The following is a 22,356-nucleotide window of genomic DNA, read 5'->3' as shown; positions in this document are numbered from 1 at the left end:
TATCATGCCTTTTTGATCCCGCGCACCGCATTCGTATGATGAATCAATAAAATCGTCATACTCCTTTTGTGGCAGATTTTCAGGGAAAACCATGTCGTCCTTTCGCTCTCTTAGTGCGTTACTGCTGGCCTGTACTGCGTTTTTTGCCCAGGCTTCATCCCCTCAGGAATTGACCACCGCATGGCCGGTCAACGTAGGACCGCTTAATCCGCATCTCTATACGCCAAACCAAATGTTCGCCCAAAGCATGGTCTACGAGCCGCTGGTAAAATATCAGGCCGATGGCACGGTAAAACCCTGGCTGGCTAAAAGCTGGACCTCCTCTGAGGATGGTAAAACCTGGGTCTTTACGCTGCGTACGGATGTCACGTTCTCCAACGGCGAGCCATTTAACGCCCAGGCCGCGGTGGAAAACTTCCGTGCGGTGCTCGATAACCGCCAGCGTCATGCCTGGCTTGAGCTCGCCAACCAGATAACTGATGTGAAAGCGCTTAGCGACAACCAACTGCAAATCACCCTGAAAAGCGCCTATTACCCGTTCCTGCAGGAGCTTGCCCTGCCCCGCCCGTTCCGCTTTATCGCCCCCTCTCAGTTTAAAAACCACGAGACCATGAACGGCATCGAAGCCCCGATTGGCACGGGGCCGTGGGTATTGCAGACGTCGCGCCTGAATCAGTACGACGTGATGGTGCGTAACGAACACTACTGGGGCGAAAAACCGGCATTGAGCAAAATCACCATCAAAGTGATCCCGGACCCCACCAGCCGCGCGGTGGCCTTTGAAACTGGCGATCTCGATCTGTTATACGGCAACGAAGGGCTGCTGCCGCTCGATACCTTCTCCCGGTTTAGCCAAAACCCGGCGTTACGCACCCAGCTTTCCGCCCCGGTCGAAACGGTGATGCTGGCGCTGAACTCCGCCAAAGCGCCGACCAATGAGCAGTCCATCCGTGAGGCGCTCAACTACGCGGTCGATAAAAAGACGCTGATTGATAGCGCGCTGTATGGCACCCAAAAAGTAGCCGACACGCTGTTCGCCCCCACCGTGCCATACGCCAATATTGGTCTGAAAGCGCGTGAATACTCCCCGGCAAAAGCTCGCGCGCTGCTGGACGCTGACGGCTGGAAACTGCCGGATGGCAAAACGATCCGTGAGAAAGCGGGGCAGCCGCTGCATGTCGAACTTGCGTTTATCGGCACCGACGCGATGAGCAAATCAATGGCCGAAATTATCCAGGCTAACCTGCGCGATATCGGCGTGGACACGGCACTTGTGGGCGAGGAAGAGAGCAGTATTTATGCCCGCCAGCGCGATGGTCGTTTCGGCATGATTTTCAACCGCACCTGGGGCGCGCCTTATGATCCGCACGCCTTCTTAAGCTCCATGCGCGTCCCCTCTCACGCCGATTACCAGGCGCAGCTTGGCCTGCCGGATAAGGCGCAGATCGACAAAGAAATTGGCGAGGTGCTGACGACACGCGATGAAACCGAGCGCCAGGCGCTTTATCGCGACATCCTGACCCGCCTGCACGACGAAGCGGTCTATCTGCCCATCAGCTACGTCTCAACGCTGGTGGTGGCGAAGCCTGAACTGGGCGTCATTCCTTTCGCCCCTATCGCCAGCGATATTCCTTTTGAACACATTACCCCGGTGAAACCCTGATGCTGCGCTATGTCATTCGCCGTTTGTTACTGCTTATCCCGATGATCTTCGCCGCGTCGGTGGTCATCTTCCTGTTGCTACGCATGGGGGCGGGCGACCCGGCGCTGGATTATCTGCGCCTGTCGAACCTGCCGCCTACGCAGGAGATGGTGGCCTCAACGCGCATCATGCTGGGGCTGGATAAACCCCTGCCGCAGCAGTATCTGCACTGGCTATGGCAGGCGCTGCATCTCGATTTCGGTATCTCGTATGCGACCCAGCGCCCGGTGCTGGAGGATGTTCTGCACTTCCTGCCCGCCACATTACAACTGGCGGGCGCCGCGCTGATATTGATTTTGCTCACCTCCGTACCGCTGGGCATTTGGGCTGCACGCCACCGCAACAGCCTGCCGGACTATATCGTGCGTCTGATTGCCTTTCTTGGCGTCTCGATGCCCAATTTCTGGCTGGCCTTTTTGCTGGTGATGTTCTTTTCTGTCTATCTGCAATGGCTACCGGCAATGGGTTACGGCGGCTGGCAACATATCCTGCTGCCCGCCGTGTCGATTGCCTTTATGTCACTGGCGATCAACGCGCGCCTGTTGCGCGCCAGTATGCTGGAGGCCGCCGGACAGCGGCACGTCATCTGGGCGCGGCTGCGCGGATTGAGTGAAAAGCAGACCGAGCGTCAGCATATTTTGCGTAACGCGTCGCTGCCGGTGATCACCGCCCTCGGTATGCACGTGGGTGAACTGATTGGCGGTACGATGATTATCGAAAGCATCTTTGCCTGGCCGGGCATTGGCCGCTATGCCGTGTCGGCCATCTTCAACCGTGACTACCCGGTGATCCAGTGTTTTACGCTGGTGATGGTCATCGTATTCGCTCTGTGTAACCTGTTGGTAGATGTGCTCAGCGCCGCGCTCGACCCACGGATTCGTCACCATGAAGGAGCGCACGCATGAATTTTCTGCGTTCTGCCCGCTGGTCGGTGCGCTTTGCCGTACTGATTCTGGCGCTGTTGTTGGTCATCGCGGTGACCTGCCAGTGGTGGCTACCCTATGATCCGCAGGCGATTAACTTGCCCGCCCGCCTGTTACCCCCCGGTAGCGAACACTGGCTGGGTACCGACCATCTGGGGCGCGATATTTTCTCCCGGCTGCTGAGCGCCACCCGCGTCTCCTTAGGATCGGTCATGGCCTGTCTTCTGCTGGTGCTGACGCTGGGGTTGACGCTCGGCGGCTGCGCGGGGCTGGCCGGTGGCCGCATCGACCAGGCGATCATGCGCGTCGCAGATGTCTTTATGACTTTCCCCACCTCTATCCTGTCGTTCTTTATGGTCGGCGTATTGGGAACCGGGCTGACGAATGTGATTATCGCCATCGCCCTCTCCCACTGGGCCTGGTACGCCCGCATGGTGCGCAGCCTGGTTCTCTCTCTGCGCAGCCGCGAGTACATTCTGGCCGCCCGCCTGAGCGGGGCGAGCTATACGCAGGTGTTTATCGATCATCTGGCAGGCGCCGTGGTGCCTCCGCTGCTGGTGCTGGCGACGCTGGATATCGGCCATATGATGCTGCACGTGGCGGGGATGTCGTTCCTGGGGCTGGGCGTCAGCGCCCCCACCGCCGAATGGGGGGTAATGATTAACGATGCCCGTCAGTATATCTGGACGCAACCGCTGCAAATGCTGTGGCCGGGTCTGGCGCTGTTTGTCAGCGTGATGGCCTTTAATATGGTGGGCGATGCCCTGCGCGACCGCCTCGATCCACATCTGGAAACGGAGCATGCCCACTGATGCCTGCGCAACTTGAACTGCGAAATTTCACCCTTGAGGCGCAGCGTCCCCTCACCCATGACGTCTCACTCACCCTTCAGCGCGGGCGCGTGCTGGCGCTGGTCGGCGGAAGCGGCAGCGGGAAATCGCTGACCTGTGCCGCCGCGCTCGGCGTATTGCCTGCGGGTGTGCGGCAAACGGCGGGCACGCTGCTGGCAGATGGTCAGCCCATCTCGCCGCAGGCGCTGCGTGGGCTTAAGGTGGCGACCATTATGCAAAACCCGCGCAGTGCCTTTAACCCACTGCGGACCATGGCGGCGCACGCCAGGGAAACCTGCCGGGCGCTGGGCAAACCGGCGGATGACGCCACGCTTATCGCCGCCCTGAGCGACGTTGGGCTGGAGGCGCCGGAACGGGTACTGACGCTCTACCCGTTTGAGATGAGTGGCGGCATGTTGCAGCGCATGATGATCGCAATGGCGCTGCTCAGCGATGCGGCCTTTATTGTCGCCGATGAACCCACAACCGACCTCGACGCCGTGGCGCAGGCCAAAATTCTCGATCTGCTCGAACGTCTCTTACAAACCCGCCACTGCGGCATGTTGCTGGTTACCCATGATATGGGCGTAGTGGCGCGGCTCGCCGACGACGTGGCGGTGATGGAGGCAGGGCGTATTGTCGAGCAGGGCAGTGTCGATGTGCTGTTTCGCACCCCGCGACATCCGGTGACACGCAATCTGGTGGCGGCACATCTGGCGCTGTACGGGATGGAACTTAACCAATGAATTTACTCACCATGTCTAACGTCACCCACCGCTATCACGCCCACCCGGTGCTGGAGAATATCTCCCTTTCGATCAACAGTGGGGAAAGCCTTGCGCTGTTAGGGCGTAGCGGGTGTGGCAAAAGCACGCTGGCACGCCTGCTGGTTGGGCTGGAAAGGCCCGTCAGCGGTGAAATCAGTTGGCAGGGAACCCCGCTTTCCCGCATGTCCGGGGCGATGAAAAAAGACTTCCGCCGGGATATTCAACTGGTCTTTCAGGACGCCATCAGCGCCGCCAACCCCCGCAAAACGGTGCGCGACATTCTTGCCGAACCGTTGCGCCATCTGTTCAGCTTAAGCAAAACGGAACAGCACGCCCGCATCGAACAGTTGATGCGTGATGTGGAACTGGAAATCAGCCTGCTTGACCAGCGCCCACCGCAACTGAGCGGCGGGCAGTTACAGCGCGTCTGCCTGGCCCGCGCGCTGGCGACCCGCCCGACGCTGCTCATCCTTGATGAGGCCGTGTCCAGCCTGGATCTGGTCTTGCAGGCAGGCATCATTCGCCTGCTGAAAAAACTGCAACAGCACTCGGGCATCGCCTGCCTGTTTATCACCCACGATTTACGCCTGGTGGAGCGTTTTTGCCAGCGCGTGGTGGTGATGGAGAACGGCCATATCAGCGAAGACATTGCCGTCACCCACCCCTTACGCTTTACCTCTCTGGCCGGACAGGCGCTGCAACAGGCCGTCTTGCCCGCCTATCCCAAAACCCGAACGCCAGGAACACTGCCATGCAACGCGTAACCGTTACTCTTGATGATGACCTGCTTGCTACTCTCGACGATCTGAGCCAGCGCCGTGGCTATCACAATCGCTCCGAAGCGCTACGGGATATTTTACGCGACGCACTCACCCAGCAAGCGGCCTGCGAGCAGGACACACGGGGCTATGCGGTGCTGTCCTATGTGTATGAACATGAAAAGCGCGATCTGGCGAGCCGCATTGTCGCCACGCAGCACCACCATCATGACCTCTCCATCGCCACGTTACATGTGCACATCAACCATGACGACTGCCTGGAGATCGCCGTCCTGAAAGGTAAAATGGGCGATGTGCAGCAATTTGCCGATAGCGTCATCGCCCAGCGCGGTGTGCGCCATGGCCACCTTCAGTGCGTTACGGATGACACTACCCCGCCAGATCACGGGCATACGCACGGGTTGAAACATATTGTTCTGTAAGACGCAGCGCCTGCTCAATACGCGTGGGTTCGAGTGTGAACGGTAAATGCTCCAGAGCATCACGCGGGAAGGGAATACTGCGCGCCACCGCCTGGATGACCGCCAGGCGGATCTCTTTCAGCGGTGCCAGGGTTAGCGGCATCTCATACTGACGCAGCAGCGCCAGTAACACCGGATCGGGCTGGCTATTTTCATTTTCCAGAATGGATTGCACCAGCAGACTGAATCCCACACGTTCACCGTGTAGCCATTGACGCAAAGCCGGCTCCTGGGTGAGCCGGTTATGGATCGCATGCGCCACACCCGGCGTGGGGATTTCGCCGCGCACGCTGTTTGCCATACCGGCCACGGCAATATTGGCGTCAATAACGTTGATCAGCGCATCCGACACCACCTGAGCTTTATTATCGCGAATAGCCTGTTGACCATGTTTTTCATAAATTTCGACGGCCAGACGCGCGTTTTGCACTTTTAATTGCAGCCCCAGATTATCGGGGTTTTTCTGCAAATAAGGACGAAACTCGTACCATTTCGCCAGCGCATCGACGATGCCCGCTTTTAAATAACGCACATCGCTGCGGGCAATGACTTCGCTGTCCACCAGCACCAGGCGCGGCAGAGTGCGTAAAGCCTGGCTACTGATCTGCGCGCCTTCGTCCGTATAGAACACCGATAAAGGCGACCAGGCCGCACAGGTCGCTGCCAGCGTCGGAATGGTGATGGATTCGCCGCCCTCAAGGGTATCGGCGACGGCTTTGGCGGTATCCAGAACGCGCCCGCCGCCCACGCCGACAATAAACTGCACCCCCAGTTTTTTTGCCCGCTGCACATAGCGGGCAACGCTATCTTCGGTACAGTAGCCGGTCATGATCTCCGTCTGCCAGCGGATACCGCTGGCGCGTAAGCTCTCTTCAAGCCCAGGGTTGACCTGCGCCCATGCCTTTACGCTGGTAATTATCAAAATATGCTGGGTAAGCGGCGCAATATATTTTCCTGCGTCATGACGAATACCAGACTGGTGAAACCAGGTCTGCGGAGTTTTTATCGCAAGCATTGGCATGTCCATGTGTGCGCGAATTATTTCGCTTTATCTCACCATGCTACAAAAATAAAAATTAAAAACAATAATCTCTATTTCTTCTATTTTCATATCGATATCAAAATATCAGCTAAGCAATATTGGCGTTATTTGTGAATGTATTCTTTTGTATAACCCAGGATGTTCGTCCCAACGTCGCTGTTCAGGCTAAGTGCTACGCTTATTCCATCGTATTCACATAAAGATGAAGGAGCAGAGGATGAAAATTGATCTGAGTGGGAAAGTCGCACTGGTCACCGCCTCGACCGGTGGCATTGGTTTCGCCATAGCCACGGGGCTTGCCGAAAGCGGTGCGGAAGTGATCCTCAACGGACGTAGCGAGGCGTCAGTGAATAAAGCGCTCCAGGCGCTGAATGAGCGTGTACCGGGCGCAAAAGTGCGTACCGCCATTGCCGATCTGAGTTCGGCAGAGGGGGTCGAAACCTTATTAAGCGCGGCAACGGATGCCGATATCCTGGTCAATAATGCCGGGATTTACGGGCCGCAGGATTTTTATGCCACCGACGATGCGACCTGGGAAAATTACTGGCAAACCAATGTGATGTCGGGCGTGCGTCTTTCCCGTGCGTTGCTGCCAGCGATGGTGAAAAAAGGTTGGGGCCGCGTGGTCTTTATCTCCTCGGAATCGGCGCGCAACATTCCTGCCGATATGATTCATTACGGCGTGACCAAAACGGCCCAGCTCTCGCTGGCGCGCGGGCTGGCGAAGTTTGTCGCCGGTAGTGGCGTGACGGTCAACAGCGTGTTACCCGGCCCGACCCTTTCCGATGGCTTTGCCGCCATGATGCAGGACGAAGTGGCAAGGACTGGCAAGTCACTGGAAACGCTGGCGAAAGAGTTTGTGATGGCTCACCGTCCCAGCTCCGTTATTCAGCGGGCAGCGACGGTTGAAGAAGTGGCGAACATGGTGGTCTATGTTTGCTCGACTCAGGCATCGGCAACCTCAGGCGCGGCGCTGTGCGTTGACGGCGGCGTGGTGGATGACATTCTTTAACGCGTTTCTGGCAGGGCACGCGGTGTGCCCTGCCGGGAGAATTTACGGCCATGCCGGATAGAAGCGGCTCATCAGGATCATCAGCATTGGCGTAGTCAGGGTAGAAAGCAGAGTGGAAATCAACATGCTGGTTGCCGTCGCCCCTTGCAGCACTTTGAATTTCTGCGCCATCAGATAGACGTTTATCCCCACCGCCATTGACCCCAGTAAAACCACCACCTGGCTCTCCTGCTGCGGCAGATGCAGTGCGTAAGCGAGCGCCCAAATCAGCGCAGGCATCAACACCAGTTTAATCAGGCAGATAGCCGCGCTTTCCCGCAGCCCCTGGCTGATGTTGTAATGCGAGAGGCTCATGCCCAGCGTGACCAGGGTTAACGGCGCGGCAATCTGCCCTAACATGCTGACGGGGCCATCAATAAATTGCGGCAAGGTATGGTGAGTTGCGCTCCAGGCAAAGCCAGAAAAAATGCCGATAATCAGCGGATTACGCAGCACGTTGACCAGCGTTTTGCCAATGCCTTTCCAGGAAAAATTGCCGCTCTGCGCCCACTCCACCGAGACAGTTACCAGCGTCCACAGAATCAGGCTGTTAAACACCAGTACCAGCGCGACCGAGGCGAGGCTGGCCTGCCCCAGCAGAATCACCGCGACCGGGATCCCGAGCATTACGTTATTGGAAAAAATACCCCCAAGGCCAAATACCGATGCCGAGATGGCATCAAGGCCAAACACGCTTTTTGCGACAATGCGCCCGACAATATAGATCAACAGGCAACTGCCGAAATAGGCGATCAGCAAGCGCATATCCACCGGCGGGCTTTGGTAGAACTTGCTCATGACCTTAAATAACATGCAGGGCAAGGCAATCGAAAAACAGAAGCGGTTAAATACCCCACTGGCGGCTTCCGGCCAGCCGGCAAAACGCCCAAGACAATAACCCAACGCAATTAAGGAAAATAAAGGCGCAGACAGGATCATCTGCTGCGTAAGCTGCCCCAGAAAATTCGTCGTTTCCATCCGTTACCCTGCCCGTATCACCGTAAAAATGAATGATTTTTTATGTTTTTTGGCAGTATAGGGGTTTTGCCATGAAGAGTCAGTCTGGCTGAAACGGTGTTAGTGCCTTATTACAACATTTACGCTTTCTAATGCGGCATTTGCACATCATTGTGCGCAGAGCCTTGCCAGCGCGTTTTCAATCCTGCCGGAGTGGTGATTTAATATTTTCCACCTCATAGAGTACGGCCATAATCTTCGCCGATAACGCATAAAACTGTTTACCCTTTTCGGTTAATATCACCGATCGAATACTCCTTCCGCGTTGAATAAGCGTAAAACCAATATTATTTTCCAGCATTTGCAAACGTTCAGATAAACAGACCTGGCTAATACCTAAAAAACCGGCGGCGGCGGGTATGTTTCCAATACGCACCGCAGAAAGAAATGCATTCATTAATTCGAGAGTCATGATTTATTGCCATTACTGTTTACTCAATGAGCGAACCTGTTAGCCAGTATAATTATCACGCAAAGCTTCCTTGTCAATAAAATTAGCGCATAAAAGACGTCATAAAAAATAGTGTGATAACGCCGCGATCTGACATTTAAAAATGAAATTCATGCATTTCAAAATGAAATAGATGTGTTTTCCACTGGCTTTAAATATGTGATTAGCATCACCAATAAGAATATCACACAAAAATAACAAAAAATAAAAAAGACATAAATATCATATTGTTAAAAATAATTTAACTCATCAGGAACGCCCCTGGCACGCCATCTGCAATTATCAGTGCAAAACAACAATGGAGAGCGTCAGATGACTTATAAAATTTTACTTCCACAAGAAATCATGCAGGAAGGGAGAGAATATCTTGAGAGCCGGGGTTATGAACTTATTACAGGTTCCGGGATGGAAGAAGAAGATATCATCCGTGATATTCCGGAGTGCGACGGTATTATTGTTCGCCTTTCAAAAATGTCCGATCGCGTATTTGAAGCCGCGAAAAAACTGAAAGTTGTTGCCCGCCATGGTGCCGGTTATGACACAGTTGATCTGGAGTCGGCCAAACGCCACGGTGTGACCGTATTAAACGCGCCGATTGCTAACAGTATGTCTGTTGCCGAGCTGGCCATTTTTTACATGCTGCATTGTTCACGTAATTTCAAGCTGGTCGAAGAGAAAATGCTTGAGGATTACTACTGGGCAAAACTGCGCACGCCAAAAGTAGAGCTGGACGGTAAAACCGTAGGCCTGGTCGGCGTGGGCAACATTGGTTCCCGTGTCGCCATCAAAGCCCTGCATGGCTTCAACATGAAAGTCATCGCGTATGACCCGTACAAAACGCAGGACCAGGTGCCGGAAGGCGTTGAGTTAACCAGCGACTTTGAGCGAATTTTCAAAGAGAGCGATTTTGTCTCCCTGCATTGTCCTACCACGGCGGAAACCACCGATTTTGTTGGCGAAAAGCAGTTCTCGCTGATGAAACCGACCGCGTATTTCATTAATACCGCACGCGGCAAACTGGTCGATGAAAAAGCGCTATACCACGCACTTTCAACGCACGCCATCGCCGGTGCGGGTGTCGATGTGCTGAAAAAAGAGCCGTTCGACCCCGCCGATCCGATTTTCACCCTCAGCAATATTGTTATTGGTCCGCATATCGGCGCGGCCACAAAAGAAGCGACCGACCGCGCCTCTTTGCACTCCGCTATTGGTATCGATGAAGTGTTATCAGGTAAAAAACCGTCCTGGCCGGTGCCGGGTTTTTAAGGAGAAAATCATGTCTATCGGTAATCGCATTTTCACCAAACGTCCGGCATTCGACGTTGAGTTATTAAAACATTACGAGAAACTGCCCGCCGCGAATATCGCCGACACCATGAACCGTATTGCGGTCCTCGGCAATGGTATTAAACGTATTTCATCACCGAAGAAGCCGGTCATGGCGGGCTATGCCATTACGGTGAAAGCACGCGCTGGCGACAACCTGATGCTGCACGCCGCGCTGGATATGGCAACGGAAAATGATGTCATCGTGGTCTCTAACGAAGGCGATCGCTCCCGTGCGTTGATGGGCGAAATCATGGTGGCCTATGCCCACTACACCAAAAAAATCGCCGGTATCGTGCTTGATGGTCCGATCCGCGATATCGATGCCCTGTCCGTACTGGACTTCCCTCTCTTCGCCACCGGTTCGAACCCGGCGGGTCCGTTTAAAGAAGGGCCGGGTGAAGTGAACACCCCCATCGCCGTAGGCGGCGTGGCGGTCTGTCCGGGTGATTTAATTGTGGGTGATGCTGACGGTGTGATCGTCATACCGCTGAACGATGCAGCAGCCCTGCTCGACAAAGCCACCGACTACGCCAAATTTGATGCGGGCAAAGTGGAAGCGGCGAAGAGCGGCACCGCCAACCGCGCATGGGTAAGAAAATCATTAGACGAAAAAGGCGTTGAGTTTATTGACGACGTCTACCGCTAATTCGTGCAAATAATGAAATGCTGCACGTCGTGTGACGGCGTGCGGCTATTAAATACAGGTAATGTAAAATGCTTTATCTTAAACTCTTACCCATTATCTTTTTTCCCATTCTGTTTTGGGTTATTCCTCACCCGGAAGGCGTTTCTGCCCAGACCTGGGAAATGGTCGGTATCTATCTGGCGATGCTGTGCGGGCTGGTCCTGCGCCCGTTTACCGACGCTGTCATCATGCTCATCATCCTCGGTTTCGCCTCGCTGGTGATTGAACCAGGCCCGCTGTTCGCCGGATTCGGTAGCCCGATGGTGTGGTTTATCATCAGCGCTTTTATTATCTGTAAGGCTTTCGTGATCACGGGGTTAGGCAAACGTATCGCCTACCTGCTGCTTCAGCGCTATGGCAAAAATACCCTGACGCTGGGCTACCTGATGATGGTGACAGACACCGTGCTCGCTCCGGCAACCGGCTCGAACATGTCGCGTTCCGGCGGCATCACCTACCCCATTTTCCGTAATATCGCCGAAGCGCTGGGTTCAAAGCCGGATGATGGCAGCCGCAAGATTGGCGCCTATCTCACGATCCTGATGTATGTGGTGTCGATGGGTACCTCCAGCCTGTTTCTGACCGGGATGGCGACCAACTCCATTACCGTCTCGCTTGCAAACGAGATAATGCACGTCAATCTCGAGTGGATGGTGTGGTTCAAAGCCGCCATCGTACCGGCGGGCATTGTGCTGTTAGCCGCGCCCTGGATCCTCTATAAGCTCTACGCGCCTGAGCTGAAAACCATTACCAATGTTAACGAAATCGCGACCAAAGGATTGCAGGAGCTCGGCCCGGTCAAGCGCGAAGAGAAGCTACTGATCGTCTTCTTTTTGCTGGGCATTATCGGCTGGATGACCGGCTCCCTTACCGGGATTGAGTTTATTCCAGTCGGTCTCGCCTTCCTCGCCTGCTTGTTGCTGTTCGGCGTATTGAGCTGGAACGATGTGGTCAGCGAAAAATCGGCCTGGCAGACCTTCGTCTGGTACGGCGCGTTTTACGGGTGTGCGGTCGCGCTCTCCAAAGGCGGTTTCTACGTCTACCTGGTGGATGTGATCAAAAACTACCTCGATCTGTCGCAACTGAGTGAAATAAGTGCCCTGGGTGTGCTGGTGTTTATCAGCCTCGCGGTACGTTACTTCTTCGTGTCGAACAGCGCCTTCGTTGTGTCGTTCTATCCTGTGCTCTTTACCCTTGGGATGACCACTCAGGCACATCCGATGTATGTCGCGCTGTCCCTGGCCTTCTCTGCGGGGTACGGGGCGCTGCTCACCCACTACGGCAACGGTGCGGGGGTGTTTACCTTCTCCAGCGGTTATGTTCCGCAAAAAACCTTCTGGCTACTCGGCACCATCATGGTGCTGGTTAACGTCCTGGTCTTCTTCCTGATTGGTATTCCTTACTGGAAAATGATCGGTATCTGATTAAGGAGCGCGCGAAATGAAATTGGATATTCTGATTAAAAATGGTCTGGTGGCTGACCTGGATAGCGGCAGTTACATCAACCAGAACATCGGTATTGTCGGCAATCGTATTGTGGATTTACATACCGCCGACAGCCAGGCGGAAACCGTCATCGATGCGGCAGGCTGTATTGTTCTTCCTGGGCTGATTGATTTCCATGCCCACGTTTTTCACGGCGGCACCGCCATCAGCGTTAACCCGGATGTGCTATGCCTGCCCAACGGCGTAACCAGTGTGGTGGACGCCGGGAGTAGCGGCTGGGTTAACTATAAACTGTTTCGCAACAGCGTCATTCATACGGCGCAGACGCGCATCAAAAGCTACCTGAACGTGGTGAATGTAGGGCTCTCCACGCTGGGTGGTGGGCCGACGGGGTATCTGGAAAATACCAACCCGGCGAACTACAACGTCGAGAAAATCAGCCAGACGCTGAATGAGAACCGCGACAACATTCTTGGATTAAAACTGCGTTACAGCCAGGATATCGCGACCGGGCGCAATTTTAGTAGCGATCCATTTTATGCCGCCGTGGCGCTGGCACGAGAGCTTAAAACAACCCTCTGTGTCCATGTGACCGACTCCCGGTTGCCCGCCGATGAGCTGATCGGCCATTTCCAGACCGATGATATTTATGCCCACTGTTTCCACGGCACGGGTAATGCCATCCTCAAGGAAAGCGGAGAGGTGTTCCCTGCCATCAAGGAGGCCAAAGCACGCGGCGTGATTTTCGACTGTTCTAACGGCGTGGCCCATTTTGACTTCACGGTAGCCCGCAACGCCATGGAACAGGGCTTTAACCCGGATATCATTAGTACCGACCTGACGCTACGTAATAGCCTGCGCACGGACAAGGTATTCAGCCTGCTGTTTATTATGTCGAAATATCTCAACATGGGGATGTCGTTCTTCGATGTGGTTCGCGCGGTGACCCGCACCCCCGCACGCCTGATGAAAATGGAAGGGCAGATCGGCACGCTTGCGCCGGGGGCCTTTGCCGATATCGCCATCGTGAAATTGCGTAAAGAAAAGATCGTGTTTGAAGATACCAAAGGCACACAACTGGAAGGTGACCGTTATATCGATAACTGCGCCACCATCAGTAATGGGCAAATAGTCTATCGCCGACAGCGTTTTTAAAAGAGAAGGCAGTGTGTCTGTCTTTTGCCTGCGCACCGCAAATGCGCAGGCTTTTTTCGTTTTGCCAGGCAGCGCTTTGTGGCGTAAAGAGCGTGAGGATATGATGACTCCCGCATAAATCGATCACTCTGGATAACCAATGAAAAATAACGAAATTGCGATTTTCTCGGTGTCAAAAACTATCACCCAGCGCATATCCAACGTGCTTATCGAAAGAAAGATCGACATCCCCGTTTACGAGTTTCACTATTTTGACGTGGTGGAAAAAGCGCAGCAGCTTGTTGCGGGTGGCACCAAAATCATCATTAGCCGGGGTGGTACGGCAGCGCTATTACGCAACAGTCTTTCTATTCCGGTTATCGAAATCACCCACGAGCTGCACGGTATTTATCGCATTCTGCAGGAGGCGCGGAAAAAATCGCAGAAGATTGCCGCCGTAGGCTTTCCGCAGTTTTGTAATGTGCTGCGTCGTTATCAAAATATGACGAACGAAGACTTCAAAATCTGTCAGGTTTACAACCACTATGATATCGAGAATGTCGTAAAAAACCTGGCGGATAACGATTACCAGTTAGTAATTGGCGGCCTGACCGTCGCAGAGATGGCGAAGAAGTATGATTTGAATGTCATCATGGGCGATACCGATAATATTTCTATTGAACAGGCGCTGGATGTCGCTGAAAGCCTGTTGAAGTACATTAACAATGAAAACATGAAATTAACCATGTCCTGGTCTGCGCTGAATCAGTCGCACGAGGGCATTATGTGTCTGGACCAGTCAGGGGAAATTATCCATATCAATGCCCGTGGCTTTGCGTTATTCCAGTGCAATATTGGGGATAAGATCTTTAAAAAAGAGGCCTTCAAAAGCATTTATGGCAGCATCATCAATGAAATAGATATCAAAGAGCATGCTATCGAGATTGACGGCGAGACGGTCAATATTGCGGTGAAGCACTTTTCCAATAAGCACGGCTTTTATACCGTCATCACTGGTAGCAAGCAGGAACATAACGGCTGGTCCTCTTCCCGCACCAGCAAAAAGAGTGACCACAAAGGCTTTACCACCACGTATTCATTTGCCGACATTATCGGGCAATCCCCGGTGATGGAAGCCGCGATAGCACGGGCCAAAATCTACGCCGCTCACGATCTTCCCATTAATATTCTGGGTGATACCGGCACCGGTAAGGAGCTGTTTGCCCAGAGTATTCATCACGCCAGTCCACGTAGCGCTGAACCCTTTATTGCCATTAACTGTGCCGCCATTCCTGAAAGTCTGTTAGAGAGCGAGCTGTTTGGCTATGCCGATGGCGCCTTCACCAATGCGCGTCGGGGCGGTAAGCCGGGTATTTTCGAGATGGCGATGAATGGCACTGTCTTTATTGACGAAATCAGCGAAGCGCCGCTCCCGGTGCAAATCAAGCTACTGCGCATTTTGCAGGAAAAGCGGTTCAGTCGGGTGGGCGGCGACTCCCTCATCAGCGCCAGGTTCCGCTTAATTACCGCCAGTAATAAAGAGTTGGGCGCACAGGTGGCGGCCGGTGAGTTTCGCCAGGACCTCTGGTATCGCATTAATGTCCTTACGCTACAGTTGCCTGCACTCAGAGAGCGAACCGGCGATGTGATGCTGATTATTGAAGACCTGCTGGCAAAACATAACAAAGCACTGAGCTTCACTGATGAAGCGGTGGATTTTCTCAACAGCTACGCGTGGCCTGGCAATATCCGGGAGCTACAGGCGGTGATTTTACGGTTGATTGTATTGTTTGATATGCACGTTGTGGATGTCGATGCGCTGCAGTCGCTATGCCATATGTCAGTGTCTGTTGATGATGAAGATATCGTCCCGCAACCCGGTGATGTGGATTTGCTGAAAAAGCAGGAGCAGAAGCTGATTGGTGCGGTGATGAAACGTACCGGCGGCGATAAATCACAAGCCGCGGTGATGTTGGGGATAAGCCCGACAACGCTGTGGCGTAAGATGAAGGAATATGGAGTGGAAGGGGTTTGACATACTCCATACCGAGGGTAATTCCCAGATGGCGGCGCAAGCGCCTTGTCCGGGCTACGACCGGTTTTCTCCCTCTCCTCCGGGGAGAGGGTTGGGGTGAGGGGAATATGCGGCTCAGGTGGAGGGTTCCGTTCCCCTTTACAATCCCCGCGGCGTCACAAAGATGTCGCTATGGTTATCATGCGGGAAAACGAATCAGCCATGGCTAAAAAAATTGAAGACGTTCACAGTATCTTCGATTGGTAGCCCCGGTTAGCGCAGCGCCACCGGGGACAAAATCATAACCCATTCATTACGAATAGCTCTTCCGCGCATCCGAGAAAAACGCCAGCGTCTCCTCCAGACTCTTCGCCTGCTCCTCCAGCGACATGGCCGCCGCAGAGATCTGCTGCACCAGAGACGCATTCTGCTGGGTGGCGCTATCCATCTGATTGACCGCCTCGCTCACCTGACTCACGCCTTTCGTTTGCTCATCCAGCGCCTGCACAATCTCGGCAATCACCTGATGCACACTGGAAACCGAGGTAATGATTTGCTTCATCATCGCCCCCGTCTCATTCACCAGCGTAACCCCTTTACTGACGCGCCCGGACGACTCCTCAATCAGCGCTGAAATCTCTTTGGCCGCACTGGCGCTGCGCTGTGCAAGGCTGCGCACTTCACCGGCCACCACCGCGAAGCCTCTGCCCTGCTCACCGGCGCGGGCCGCTTCAACCGCCGCGTTCAATGCCAGAATATTGGTCTGAAAAGCGATGCTGTCGATGATGCTGTTAATATCGCCAATCTTGCCGGCGCTCTCATCAATCTTGCCGATGATATCCACCACTTGTGCCACCAGCGATTCACCCTGCCCGGCAATTTGCGCCGCGTTCTGCGTCAGTGATGTTGCCTTGTGCGCATTCTCCGCGTTGTTTTTGACGGTCACGGAAATCTGCTCCATGCTCGCCGCCGTCTGTACAATCGCCGCCGCCTGCTCTTCGGTCCGCGAAGCTAAATCGAGGTTGCCTGCCGCGATTTCACTGCTTCCCGCCCGCACGGAATGGCTGGCATCGCTGATGCTGCCCACAATACGCCGGAGCTGGGCTTGCATGGTGTGCAGGGCATAAAAGATGCTGCTGCTATCGCCGTTACGTACCGCAATCTGATGACTCAAATCCCCTTGCGCCACGGACAGCGCAATCTCTGAGGCTTCCGTCGGCTCGCCGCCTACCGGGCGCGCAACCTTGCGGGTAAACACCATCGCTACCACCACGCTGACAATGATAATACTCAGGATCATCAGCAAGATGGCGTTACGCAGGTAGTGCCACGCTTCGGCCATGACGACGCTGACTGGCGTCACAATCGCCAGCTTCCATGGCGTCTGACTGTTACCAATGTCGATGGTGCGCCAGGTCACAAACGCCGGTTCTTTTAGCAGGGCATCGTCGGTGCGCACCACCGCTTCCGCGCCGATTGTCCCCGACCAGGGTTTACCCGTTGCCGCCTTATCAGGGCTGGAAACCACTTTGTTATCCGCCGAGAGCAACAGCGCGTAACCCGTCCCTTCCCACGGCTTGATGGCGCCAATCATTTTTTGCAGCGTTTCCAGCGAGAAATCCGAAGTCACAGAGCCCTGAAACTTACCGTCGCGGATAATCGGCGCCGCGATGGAGGTCAGCATCACATCTACACCGTTATAGGGGTAGATGTACGGCTCGATAATCACCTCTTTCTGGCGCTGACGCGGCAAAAGGTAGTAGTCGCCGCTGCCCGGTGTTTCATAATCCACCAGGTTGTGTAGCGCCGGGTTACCACTGTTATCACGGTCAACATAGCGGGCGTAGCGGCCAGCCGGATCCTGATCCGCTTTTCCCGCAAACTCCGCGTCTTTGCCGTCAAACGTATTGGCTTCAAAGGCCAGTGACATCGACAAAAAATCAGGGTGCTGATGCAGATAATCGGCCAATAGCTGGTCCAGGCCACGCCGTTCTGTCAGCCCGGCCTGATGTAATGCCCAGGCGCTGTTGCCTAAATCGCGCGCGGCGTTCAGCGCAGAGTCGAGCTGTTGCTGAACACGCAATGATTCAGTGAGCGCAATTTGCTGGAGATGTCTTTTGGCGACCGCTTCTTGCTGGCCCATAGATTGCCAGAGCAACAGGCCAATGGTGACCAGGAACCCGGTGGTGATGGTGACAAAAATAGACGCCAGCATGAGTGTTCTGGCTGTGAGTTTTTTACGTGTGCTCATGTTTCCCCGCTCGGGCAATCGCCCTGTGGCAAATAACCCAATTAACTCATGCTTCATATATCGGTAAAGCCTGCTTAACACTTCACAGAAATTTGCATGAAATTTTTTTTACCCGGAAGGAGGTTCATTGAGGGCGCTGAGGAAATCAGAGGGTCTTTCCCTGATAGATTTGATAACCCAAATCGACAGTGTTGTGGTTGAGCGCGTCATTTTTTAGCTTATTCAATAACATCTGTGCTGCCATTCTGCCGATATCGAAGCGCGGCGTGATCACGCTCGCCAGGCTTGGGATCATCTGTTTCCCCATTTCCAGGCCATGAAAACCGGCGATGGAAATGCGCTCCGGGACGGCAAGGTCGTGCTCGCGGCAGTAAAACAGCGCGCCCATCGCAATATCGTCATTCGTGCAAAAAACACCATCAAGATCCGGGTGGGTTTTAAAGGCTTCGGCCATAAGCTGCGACCCAAGGTAGATAGACGAGCTCGCGCGGGGGTTGATACGGTAAGCCTCCAGTTGATGCTGGTTCATGGCATCGCAATAACCGCAAAAGCGCTGCTCATCACGCATATCGTCTTTCGAACCCAGATAGATAATTTTACGCCGCTGACGCTTAGCCAGCATGGTGCTCACCATGTCAAAGGCGGCCTGACGATTATCAAACCCCACTTCCATATCCATTTTGGCGCCCTGCACATCCATCAGTTCAACAATCGGGATTTTGGCGGAGCGCAGAAACTTAACGGTACGAACGGTATGGTGCTTTTCGGAAAGAATAATGCCGTCGATATTGTAGGAGAGCAGATTGATCACCGACTCCTCTTCGGACTCTTTGTTGTAATTATAGTTAGCGATAAGTGTCTGATAATTATGGTCAGATGTCACAGACTCAATGCCCGCGAGAATGTCAGCAAACAACTGATTCTGGAACGAGGGGATCAGCACACCCAGCGTATAGCTTTGCGCATTGAGCAACATGCCGGGCGCACGATTGGGTATGTAGTTGATCTCTTCCATGATCATCGCGATGCGCTCGCCGGTGGCCCTGGATACGGTTTTAGGCGAGCGGATATAGCGGCTGACGGTCATTTTGGTGACCCCCGCCAGCGTGGCGATATCCTGAAGTGAAATTCTGTGATTTCTCATCGTCTCTCCCTCCTCAGGGGAAGCGGTTTATCCACTTCCCCCGGGAATACCGTCATTGCGAAAAATGAAGTTAATGCAGGATGGCGTTAAGCGTCAGCACACCCAGTAAACCCATAAACGAAATTAGCGTTTCCATTACTGTCCATGTACGCAGTGTCTCACCAACGCTGAGATTAAAGTAGCCTTTGAACAGCCAGAATCCAGGATCGTTGACGTGTGACGCAATTACGCTACCCGCACCGGTAGCCAGCACCATCAGCGCCGGATCGGCATGGGTGACATTAATTATCGGCAGCACAACGCCAGCGGTCGTGATGGCCGCCACGGTGGCAGAGCCCAGCGCGATACGCAGCACGGCGGCAACGGTCCAGCACATCAGCAGCGGCGAGAGGGTTGTGCCCGTCATCAATTGTGAGATGTATTTGCCTACTCCGCTATCAACCAGCACCTGTTTGAACGCCCCACCGCCCGCAATAATGAAGACAATCATTGCGATAGCACCGATGGAGGCGCCGACCATTTCCATCACTTTTTCGAGATTACGGCCATTGCGCAACCCGAGAGTGAAAATGGCGATCACGATGGCGATAAACAGGGCCACCGCCGGGTTACCGACAAACTCAAAGAAGAGACGCGCGCTATTACCTTTTGGCAGGGTAATTTCACAAACCGCGGCAATTGCCATCAGGATCACGGGCATTACCGCCGCGAAAATACTGTTCCAGAAGCCCGGCATTTCATGATCGGCAAAAATATGCGGGTTGAATAACCCCTCCGGCGGCGCTTTTTCAAAACGCGTCAGCAGTTTCGAAAACAGCGGCCCGGCGACAATCACCGTCGGAATAGTGATGATCATGCCATACAGCAGGGTTGTCCCCAGATTGGCTTCGAAAATGGTGGCGATAGCGGTCGGCCCCGGATGCGGCGGCAGAAAACAGTGGGTGACGGACAGCGCGGTCACCATAGGTACACCGACATAGAGCAGCGGCAGGCCAGACGACGCCACCACGGTAAACACCAGCGGCAACAGCAGGACAAAGCCCACTTCGAAAAACATCGCCAGCCCCACGACCAGACCGGTAATCACCAGCGCCCATTGCACCCGCTCTTTACCGAATGTCGCAATCAGCGTCGTGGCAATACGCTGAGCGGCACCGGTGTCAGAAATCAGCTTCCCCAGCATGGCGCCAAAGCCAAGAATCATCGCCAGGCCGCCTAACGTTCCGCCAATTCCCCCCTGAATGGAGTGCAGCACGGCCTGCGCATCCATACCTTCGGCAAATCCCACAACGGCGGCAACCAGCACCAGGGCGATAAACCCATTAACTTTAAAACCAATCATTAAGACCAGCAGCAGCGCTACGCCTGCCGCGATAATCAGTAATGGCATAATCTTGTCTCTTGTTATGTGCCGAACCAGCAGCGCCGCAGCGCTGCATCTTAGTACTAACGAGTCACACAGCGACCAGCATGCCGCCGTCAACAAACAGAAGATGACCGTTAACAAAATCAGAGGCTTTAGAGGAGAGGAACACCGCAGCGCCAATCAGCTCTTCCGGGTTACCCCAACGCGCAGCAGGCGTACGTTTGCAGAGCCAGCCGGTGAAGGCTTCGTCTTCGACCAGCGCTTTGGTCATCTCGGTTTTGAAATAACCCGGAGCAATACCATTCACCTGAATGTTGTGTCGTGCCAGCTCAACGCACATGCCACGGGTCAGCATTTTTACCGCGCCTTTGGACGCGGCGTACGGCGTGATGGTGTCGCGGCCCAGTTCACTCTGCATGGAACAGATGTTGATCACTTTCCCGGCCTGACGCTCAACCATGCGACGGGTCACCGCTTGCGATACCAGGAAAACCGCCGTCTGGTTAACCGCGATCACGTCATTCCACTCTTGTTCCGGGAAGTCATTAAACGGGTGGCGGCGCTGGATACCGGCATTATTGACCAGAACATCAATCGGCCCGGTTTGTTCTTCGATACGTGCAATAGCGGCATCGATTTCTGCTTTTTTTGTCACGTTAAACGGAGCGGCCACAGCGCGGATATCCGCTGCGCGCAGTTTTTCAACAGCGGCATCAGCCCGCTCCTGATTAATATCGTTAACGATGATTTGTGCGCCGTATTTCCCAAGGCCGGTTGCTAATAAGTAGCCAATACCCTGTGCGGAACCGGTAATCAGGACATTCTTGCCCGCCAGTGAAAAAAGGTCGTTCATGGTCTTATTCCTTATCACGATGCATTAAAAAACGAGTTGAACTTTGGCGGCCTGGGTTTTATCGCCCGCGAATTTCAGCGCCTGCTCCAGCTCGGTGAAGGGGTATTCGCCGCTTAATAACGGCAGGGGATCCACCACACCATTCGCCAGCCAGGAGACAGCGGTATTAAATTCAGTGGTGAAACGGAAGGAGCCTTTCAGGGCAATCTCTTTGGCGATGAGCATCATCATCGGGAAATCCGCTACCGCGCCGCCCATCCCTACCTGAACCATCGCCCCTCTGGCGCGCGTCACTTCCAGGCAAGTGGTAATGGATGTTGGATTCCCCGACACTTCGAAGCTGACATCGAAGTAACCTTTTTCCGCTTTCCACGGCGTCAGATCGGCGCTACGCGGATCGAGGAGCGTGTCGGCCCCCATTTTTTGCGCCAGTTCCAGCGAGCGAGGGCTGATATCCGCGCAGACGATTTCTGCCGCGCCCAGCGTTTTCACCGCGCTGACAATCAGGCAGCCAATCGGACCTACGCCTGAGATAAAGACACGTTTGCCTTGTAAGTCACCGGCCTGATGAGCAGCGTGAATAGCAACAGCCAGCGGTTCGGCAAAAGCCATGATTTTGGCATCGGCATTACTGGAGAAAGGAACGCATTGCGCGGTATCCACCACTTTAAAGCGGGTAAAACCACCATCAACATGTGGAAAATACATGGCGCTACCAAAGAAACGCATTTCCGTACACTGATTTTCTTCTTTCGCCAGGCAATATTTACAATGACCACAAGGTTTCGATGGATTTACTGCTACAGTCTGGCCTTCCTGTAATTTTTCTGAATCTGAATGAACAATTTTGCCAATAACTTCATGGCCTAATACCATCGGTGCTTTAACAGAAAAATTACCGACCTTGCCTTCCTGATAATAATGTAAATCGGATCCACAAATCCCCCCACGGGTTATTTGTACCAATGTACCTTTATTATTCCATTCAATTTCCTGGTCGGTAACGTCAACAGTTTGCTTTCCCGCTACAACGCAGGATTGGGTTTTAATCTTCATGTTTCCTCTCTGGTCAGGACGTGGCCTGGTGGGCATTTAAACGGTTTTCCCTGAC

20 protein-coding genes are annotated in these 22,356 nt (G+C 54.1%); 12 read left to right on the top strand and 8 right to left on the bottom strand.

The window, feature by feature from the left end:
* Nucleotides 1-91 precede the first annotated feature (91 nt).
* Genes nikA through nikR form a run of 6 tightly spaced genes read left to right on the top strand, consistent with a single transcriptional unit; the run spans nucleotide 92 to nucleotide 5,423 of the window.
* Entirely contained in the window at nucleotides 92-1,663 is a 1,572-nt protein-coding gene (gene nikA / locus C5523_RS01565) for a nickel ABC transporter substrate-binding protein (RefSeq protein WP_108700507.1), read from the top strand.
* Nucleotides 1,663-2,607, top strand: a complete 945-nt coding sequence (gene nikB, locus C5523_RS01560; protein WP_041851316.1) for a nickel ABC transporter permease subunit NikB — start codon at nucleotides 1,663-1,665, stop codon at nucleotides 2,605-2,607. The genes nikA and nikB overlap by 1 nt, the downstream gene beginning before the upstream one ends.
* Nucleotides 2,604-3,437 carry a nickel ABC transporter permease subunit NikC gene (nikC, locus tag C5523_RS01555; RefSeq protein ID WP_108700506.1) on the top strand — a complete coding sequence of 278 codons (834 nt, stop codon included), beginning with the start codon at nucleotides 2,604-2,606 and terminating at the stop codon, nucleotides 3,435-3,437. Before nikB ends, nikC begins: the two co-directional genes overlap by 4 nt.
* Complete coding sequence (gene nikD / locus C5523_RS01550; protein ID WP_041851314.1) at nucleotides 3,437-4,201, top strand: nickel import ATP-binding protein NikD; 765 nt, start codon at nucleotides 3,437-3,439, stop codon at nucleotides 4,199-4,201. The genes nikC and nikD overlap by 1 nt, the downstream gene beginning before the upstream one ends.
* Nucleotides 4,198-4,986 (top strand): nickel import ATP-binding protein NikE, encoded by a 789-nt coding sequence (nikE, locus tag C5523_RS01545; protein ID WP_071194976.1) that lies wholly within the window; start codon nucleotides 4,198-4,200, stop codon nucleotides 4,984-4,986. Before nikD ends, nikE begins: the two co-directional genes overlap by 4 nt.
* Nucleotides 4,974-5,423, top strand: coding sequence for a nickel-responsive transcriptional regulator NikR (nikR, locus tag C5523_RS01540; protein ID WP_108700505.1), 450 nt, complete (start codon nucleotides 4,974-4,976; stop codon nucleotides 5,421-5,423). Before nikE ends, nikR begins: the two co-directional genes overlap by 13 nt.
* Here nikR and C5523_RS01535 read toward each other — a convergent pair.
* Entirely contained in the window at nucleotides 5,371-6,477 is a 1,107-nt protein-coding gene (locus C5523_RS01535; protein WP_079496985.1) for an iron-containing alcohol dehydrogenase family protein, read from the bottom strand. The two genes, nikR and C5523_RS01535, sit on opposite strands and share 53 nt — an antisense overlap.
* A gap of 244 nt (nucleotides 6,478-6,721) precedes the next feature.
* Between C5523_RS01535 and C5523_RS01530 the strand changes: the two genes are divergently transcribed.
* Nucleotides 6,722-7,516 (top strand): SDR family NAD(P)-dependent oxidoreductase, encoded by a 795-nt coding sequence (locus tag C5523_RS01530; protein WP_108700504.1) that lies wholly within the window; start codon nucleotides 6,722-6,724, stop codon nucleotides 7,514-7,516.
* Nucleotides 7,517-7,558: 42 nt separating this feature from the next.
* Here the strand turns inward: C5523_RS01530 and C5523_RS01525 are convergent, their stop codons facing one another.
* Entirely contained in the window at nucleotides 7,559-8,533 is a 975-nt protein-coding gene (locus C5523_RS01525; protein WP_108700503.1) for an AEC family transporter, read from the bottom strand.
* A 178-nt stretch (nucleotides 8,534-8,711) separates the two neighbouring features.
* Complete coding sequence (locus C5523_RS01520; RefSeq protein WP_108700502.1) at nucleotides 8,712-8,984, bottom strand: LysR family transcriptional regulator; 273 nt, start codon at nucleotides 8,982-8,984, stop codon at nucleotides 8,712-8,714.
* A 351-nt stretch (nucleotides 8,985-9,335) separates the two neighbouring features.
* On the opposite strand from C5523_RS01520, the gene C5523_RS01515 reads away from it, so the two are divergent.
* The 5 genes from C5523_RS01515 (at nucleotide 9,336) to C5523_RS01495 (ending at nucleotide 15,652) form a co-directional block, all read left to right on the top strand.
* The gene (locus C5523_RS01515; protein WP_071194982.1) at nucleotides 9,336-10,289 is read left to right on the top strand and encodes a hydroxyacid dehydrogenase; all 954 of its coding nucleotides are present in this window, start codon (nucleotides 9,336-9,338) and stop codon (nucleotides 10,287-10,289) included.
* Nucleotides 10,290-10,299: 10 nt separating this feature from the next.
* The gene (locus C5523_RS01510) at nucleotides 10,300-10,998 is read left to right on the top strand and encodes an RraA family protein (RefSeq protein ID WP_107224404.1); all 699 of its coding nucleotides are present in this window, start codon (nucleotides 10,300-10,302) and stop codon (nucleotides 10,996-10,998) included.
* 68 nt (nucleotides 10,999-11,066) lie between these two features.
* On the top strand, nucleotides 11,067-12,461 hold the full coding sequence (locus C5523_RS01505) for a DASS family sodium-coupled anion symporter (protein ID WP_079496980.1): 1,395 nt from the start codon (nucleotides 11,067-11,069) through the stop codon (nucleotides 12,459-12,461).
* A gap of 16 nt (nucleotides 12,462-12,477) precedes the next feature.
* Entirely contained in the window at nucleotides 12,478-13,638 is a 1,161-nt protein-coding gene (locus tag C5523_RS01500) for a metallo-dependent hydrolase (RefSeq protein WP_108700501.1), read from the top strand.
* A 139-nt stretch (nucleotides 13,639-13,777) separates the two neighbouring features.
* Nucleotides 13,778-15,652, top strand: coding sequence for a sigma 54-interacting transcriptional regulator (locus tag C5523_RS01495; RefSeq protein WP_108700500.1), 1,875 nt, complete (start codon nucleotides 13,778-13,780; stop codon nucleotides 15,650-15,652).
* Between the two features lie 292 nt (nucleotides 15,653-15,944).
* Here C5523_RS01495 and C5523_RS01490 read toward each other — a convergent pair whose 3' ends face one another.
* From C5523_RS01490 to idnD, 5 genes are all read right to left on the bottom strand, one after another.
* Nucleotides 15,945-17,882, bottom strand: a complete 1,938-nt coding sequence (locus C5523_RS01490; RefSeq protein ID WP_041851309.1) for a methyl-accepting chemotaxis protein — start codon at nucleotides 17,880-17,882, stop codon at nucleotides 15,945-15,947.
* Between the two features lie 145 nt (nucleotides 17,883-18,027).
* The gene (locus tag C5523_RS01485) at nucleotides 18,028-19,026 is read right to left on the bottom strand and encodes a LacI family DNA-binding transcriptional regulator (RefSeq protein WP_041851308.1); all 999 of its coding nucleotides are present in this window, start codon (nucleotides 19,024-19,026) and stop codon (nucleotides 18,028-18,030) included.
* 70 nt (nucleotides 19,027-19,096) lie between these two features.
* Complete coding sequence (locus C5523_RS01480; protein WP_041851307.1) at nucleotides 19,097-20,416, bottom strand: gluconate:H+ symporter; 1,320 nt, start codon at nucleotides 20,414-20,416, stop codon at nucleotides 19,097-19,099.
* A 64-nt stretch (nucleotides 20,417-20,480) separates the two neighbouring features.
* Nucleotides 20,481-21,245, bottom strand: a complete 765-nt coding sequence (idnO, locus tag C5523_RS01475) for a gluconate 5-dehydrogenase (protein ID WP_041851306.1) — start codon at nucleotides 21,243-21,245, stop codon at nucleotides 20,481-20,483.
* 24 nt (nucleotides 21,246-21,269) lie between these two features.
* On the bottom strand, nucleotides 21,270-22,301 hold the full coding sequence (gene idnD / locus C5523_RS01470; protein WP_071194987.1) for an L-idonate 5-dehydrogenase: 1,032 nt from the start codon (nucleotides 22,299-22,301) through the stop codon (nucleotides 21,270-21,272).
* Nucleotides 22,302-22,356: the final 55 nt, after the last annotated feature.

It is taken from the genome of Phytobacter sp. SCO41 (assembly GCF_003073275.1).
Lineage (GTDB): Bacteria > Pseudomonadota > Gammaproteobacteria > Enterobacterales > Enterobacteriaceae > Phytobacter > Phytobacter diazotrophicus.
The sequence above is the reverse complement of the archived record's forward strand: the minus strand, read 5'-3'. Positions and strand labels throughout refer to the sequence as shown.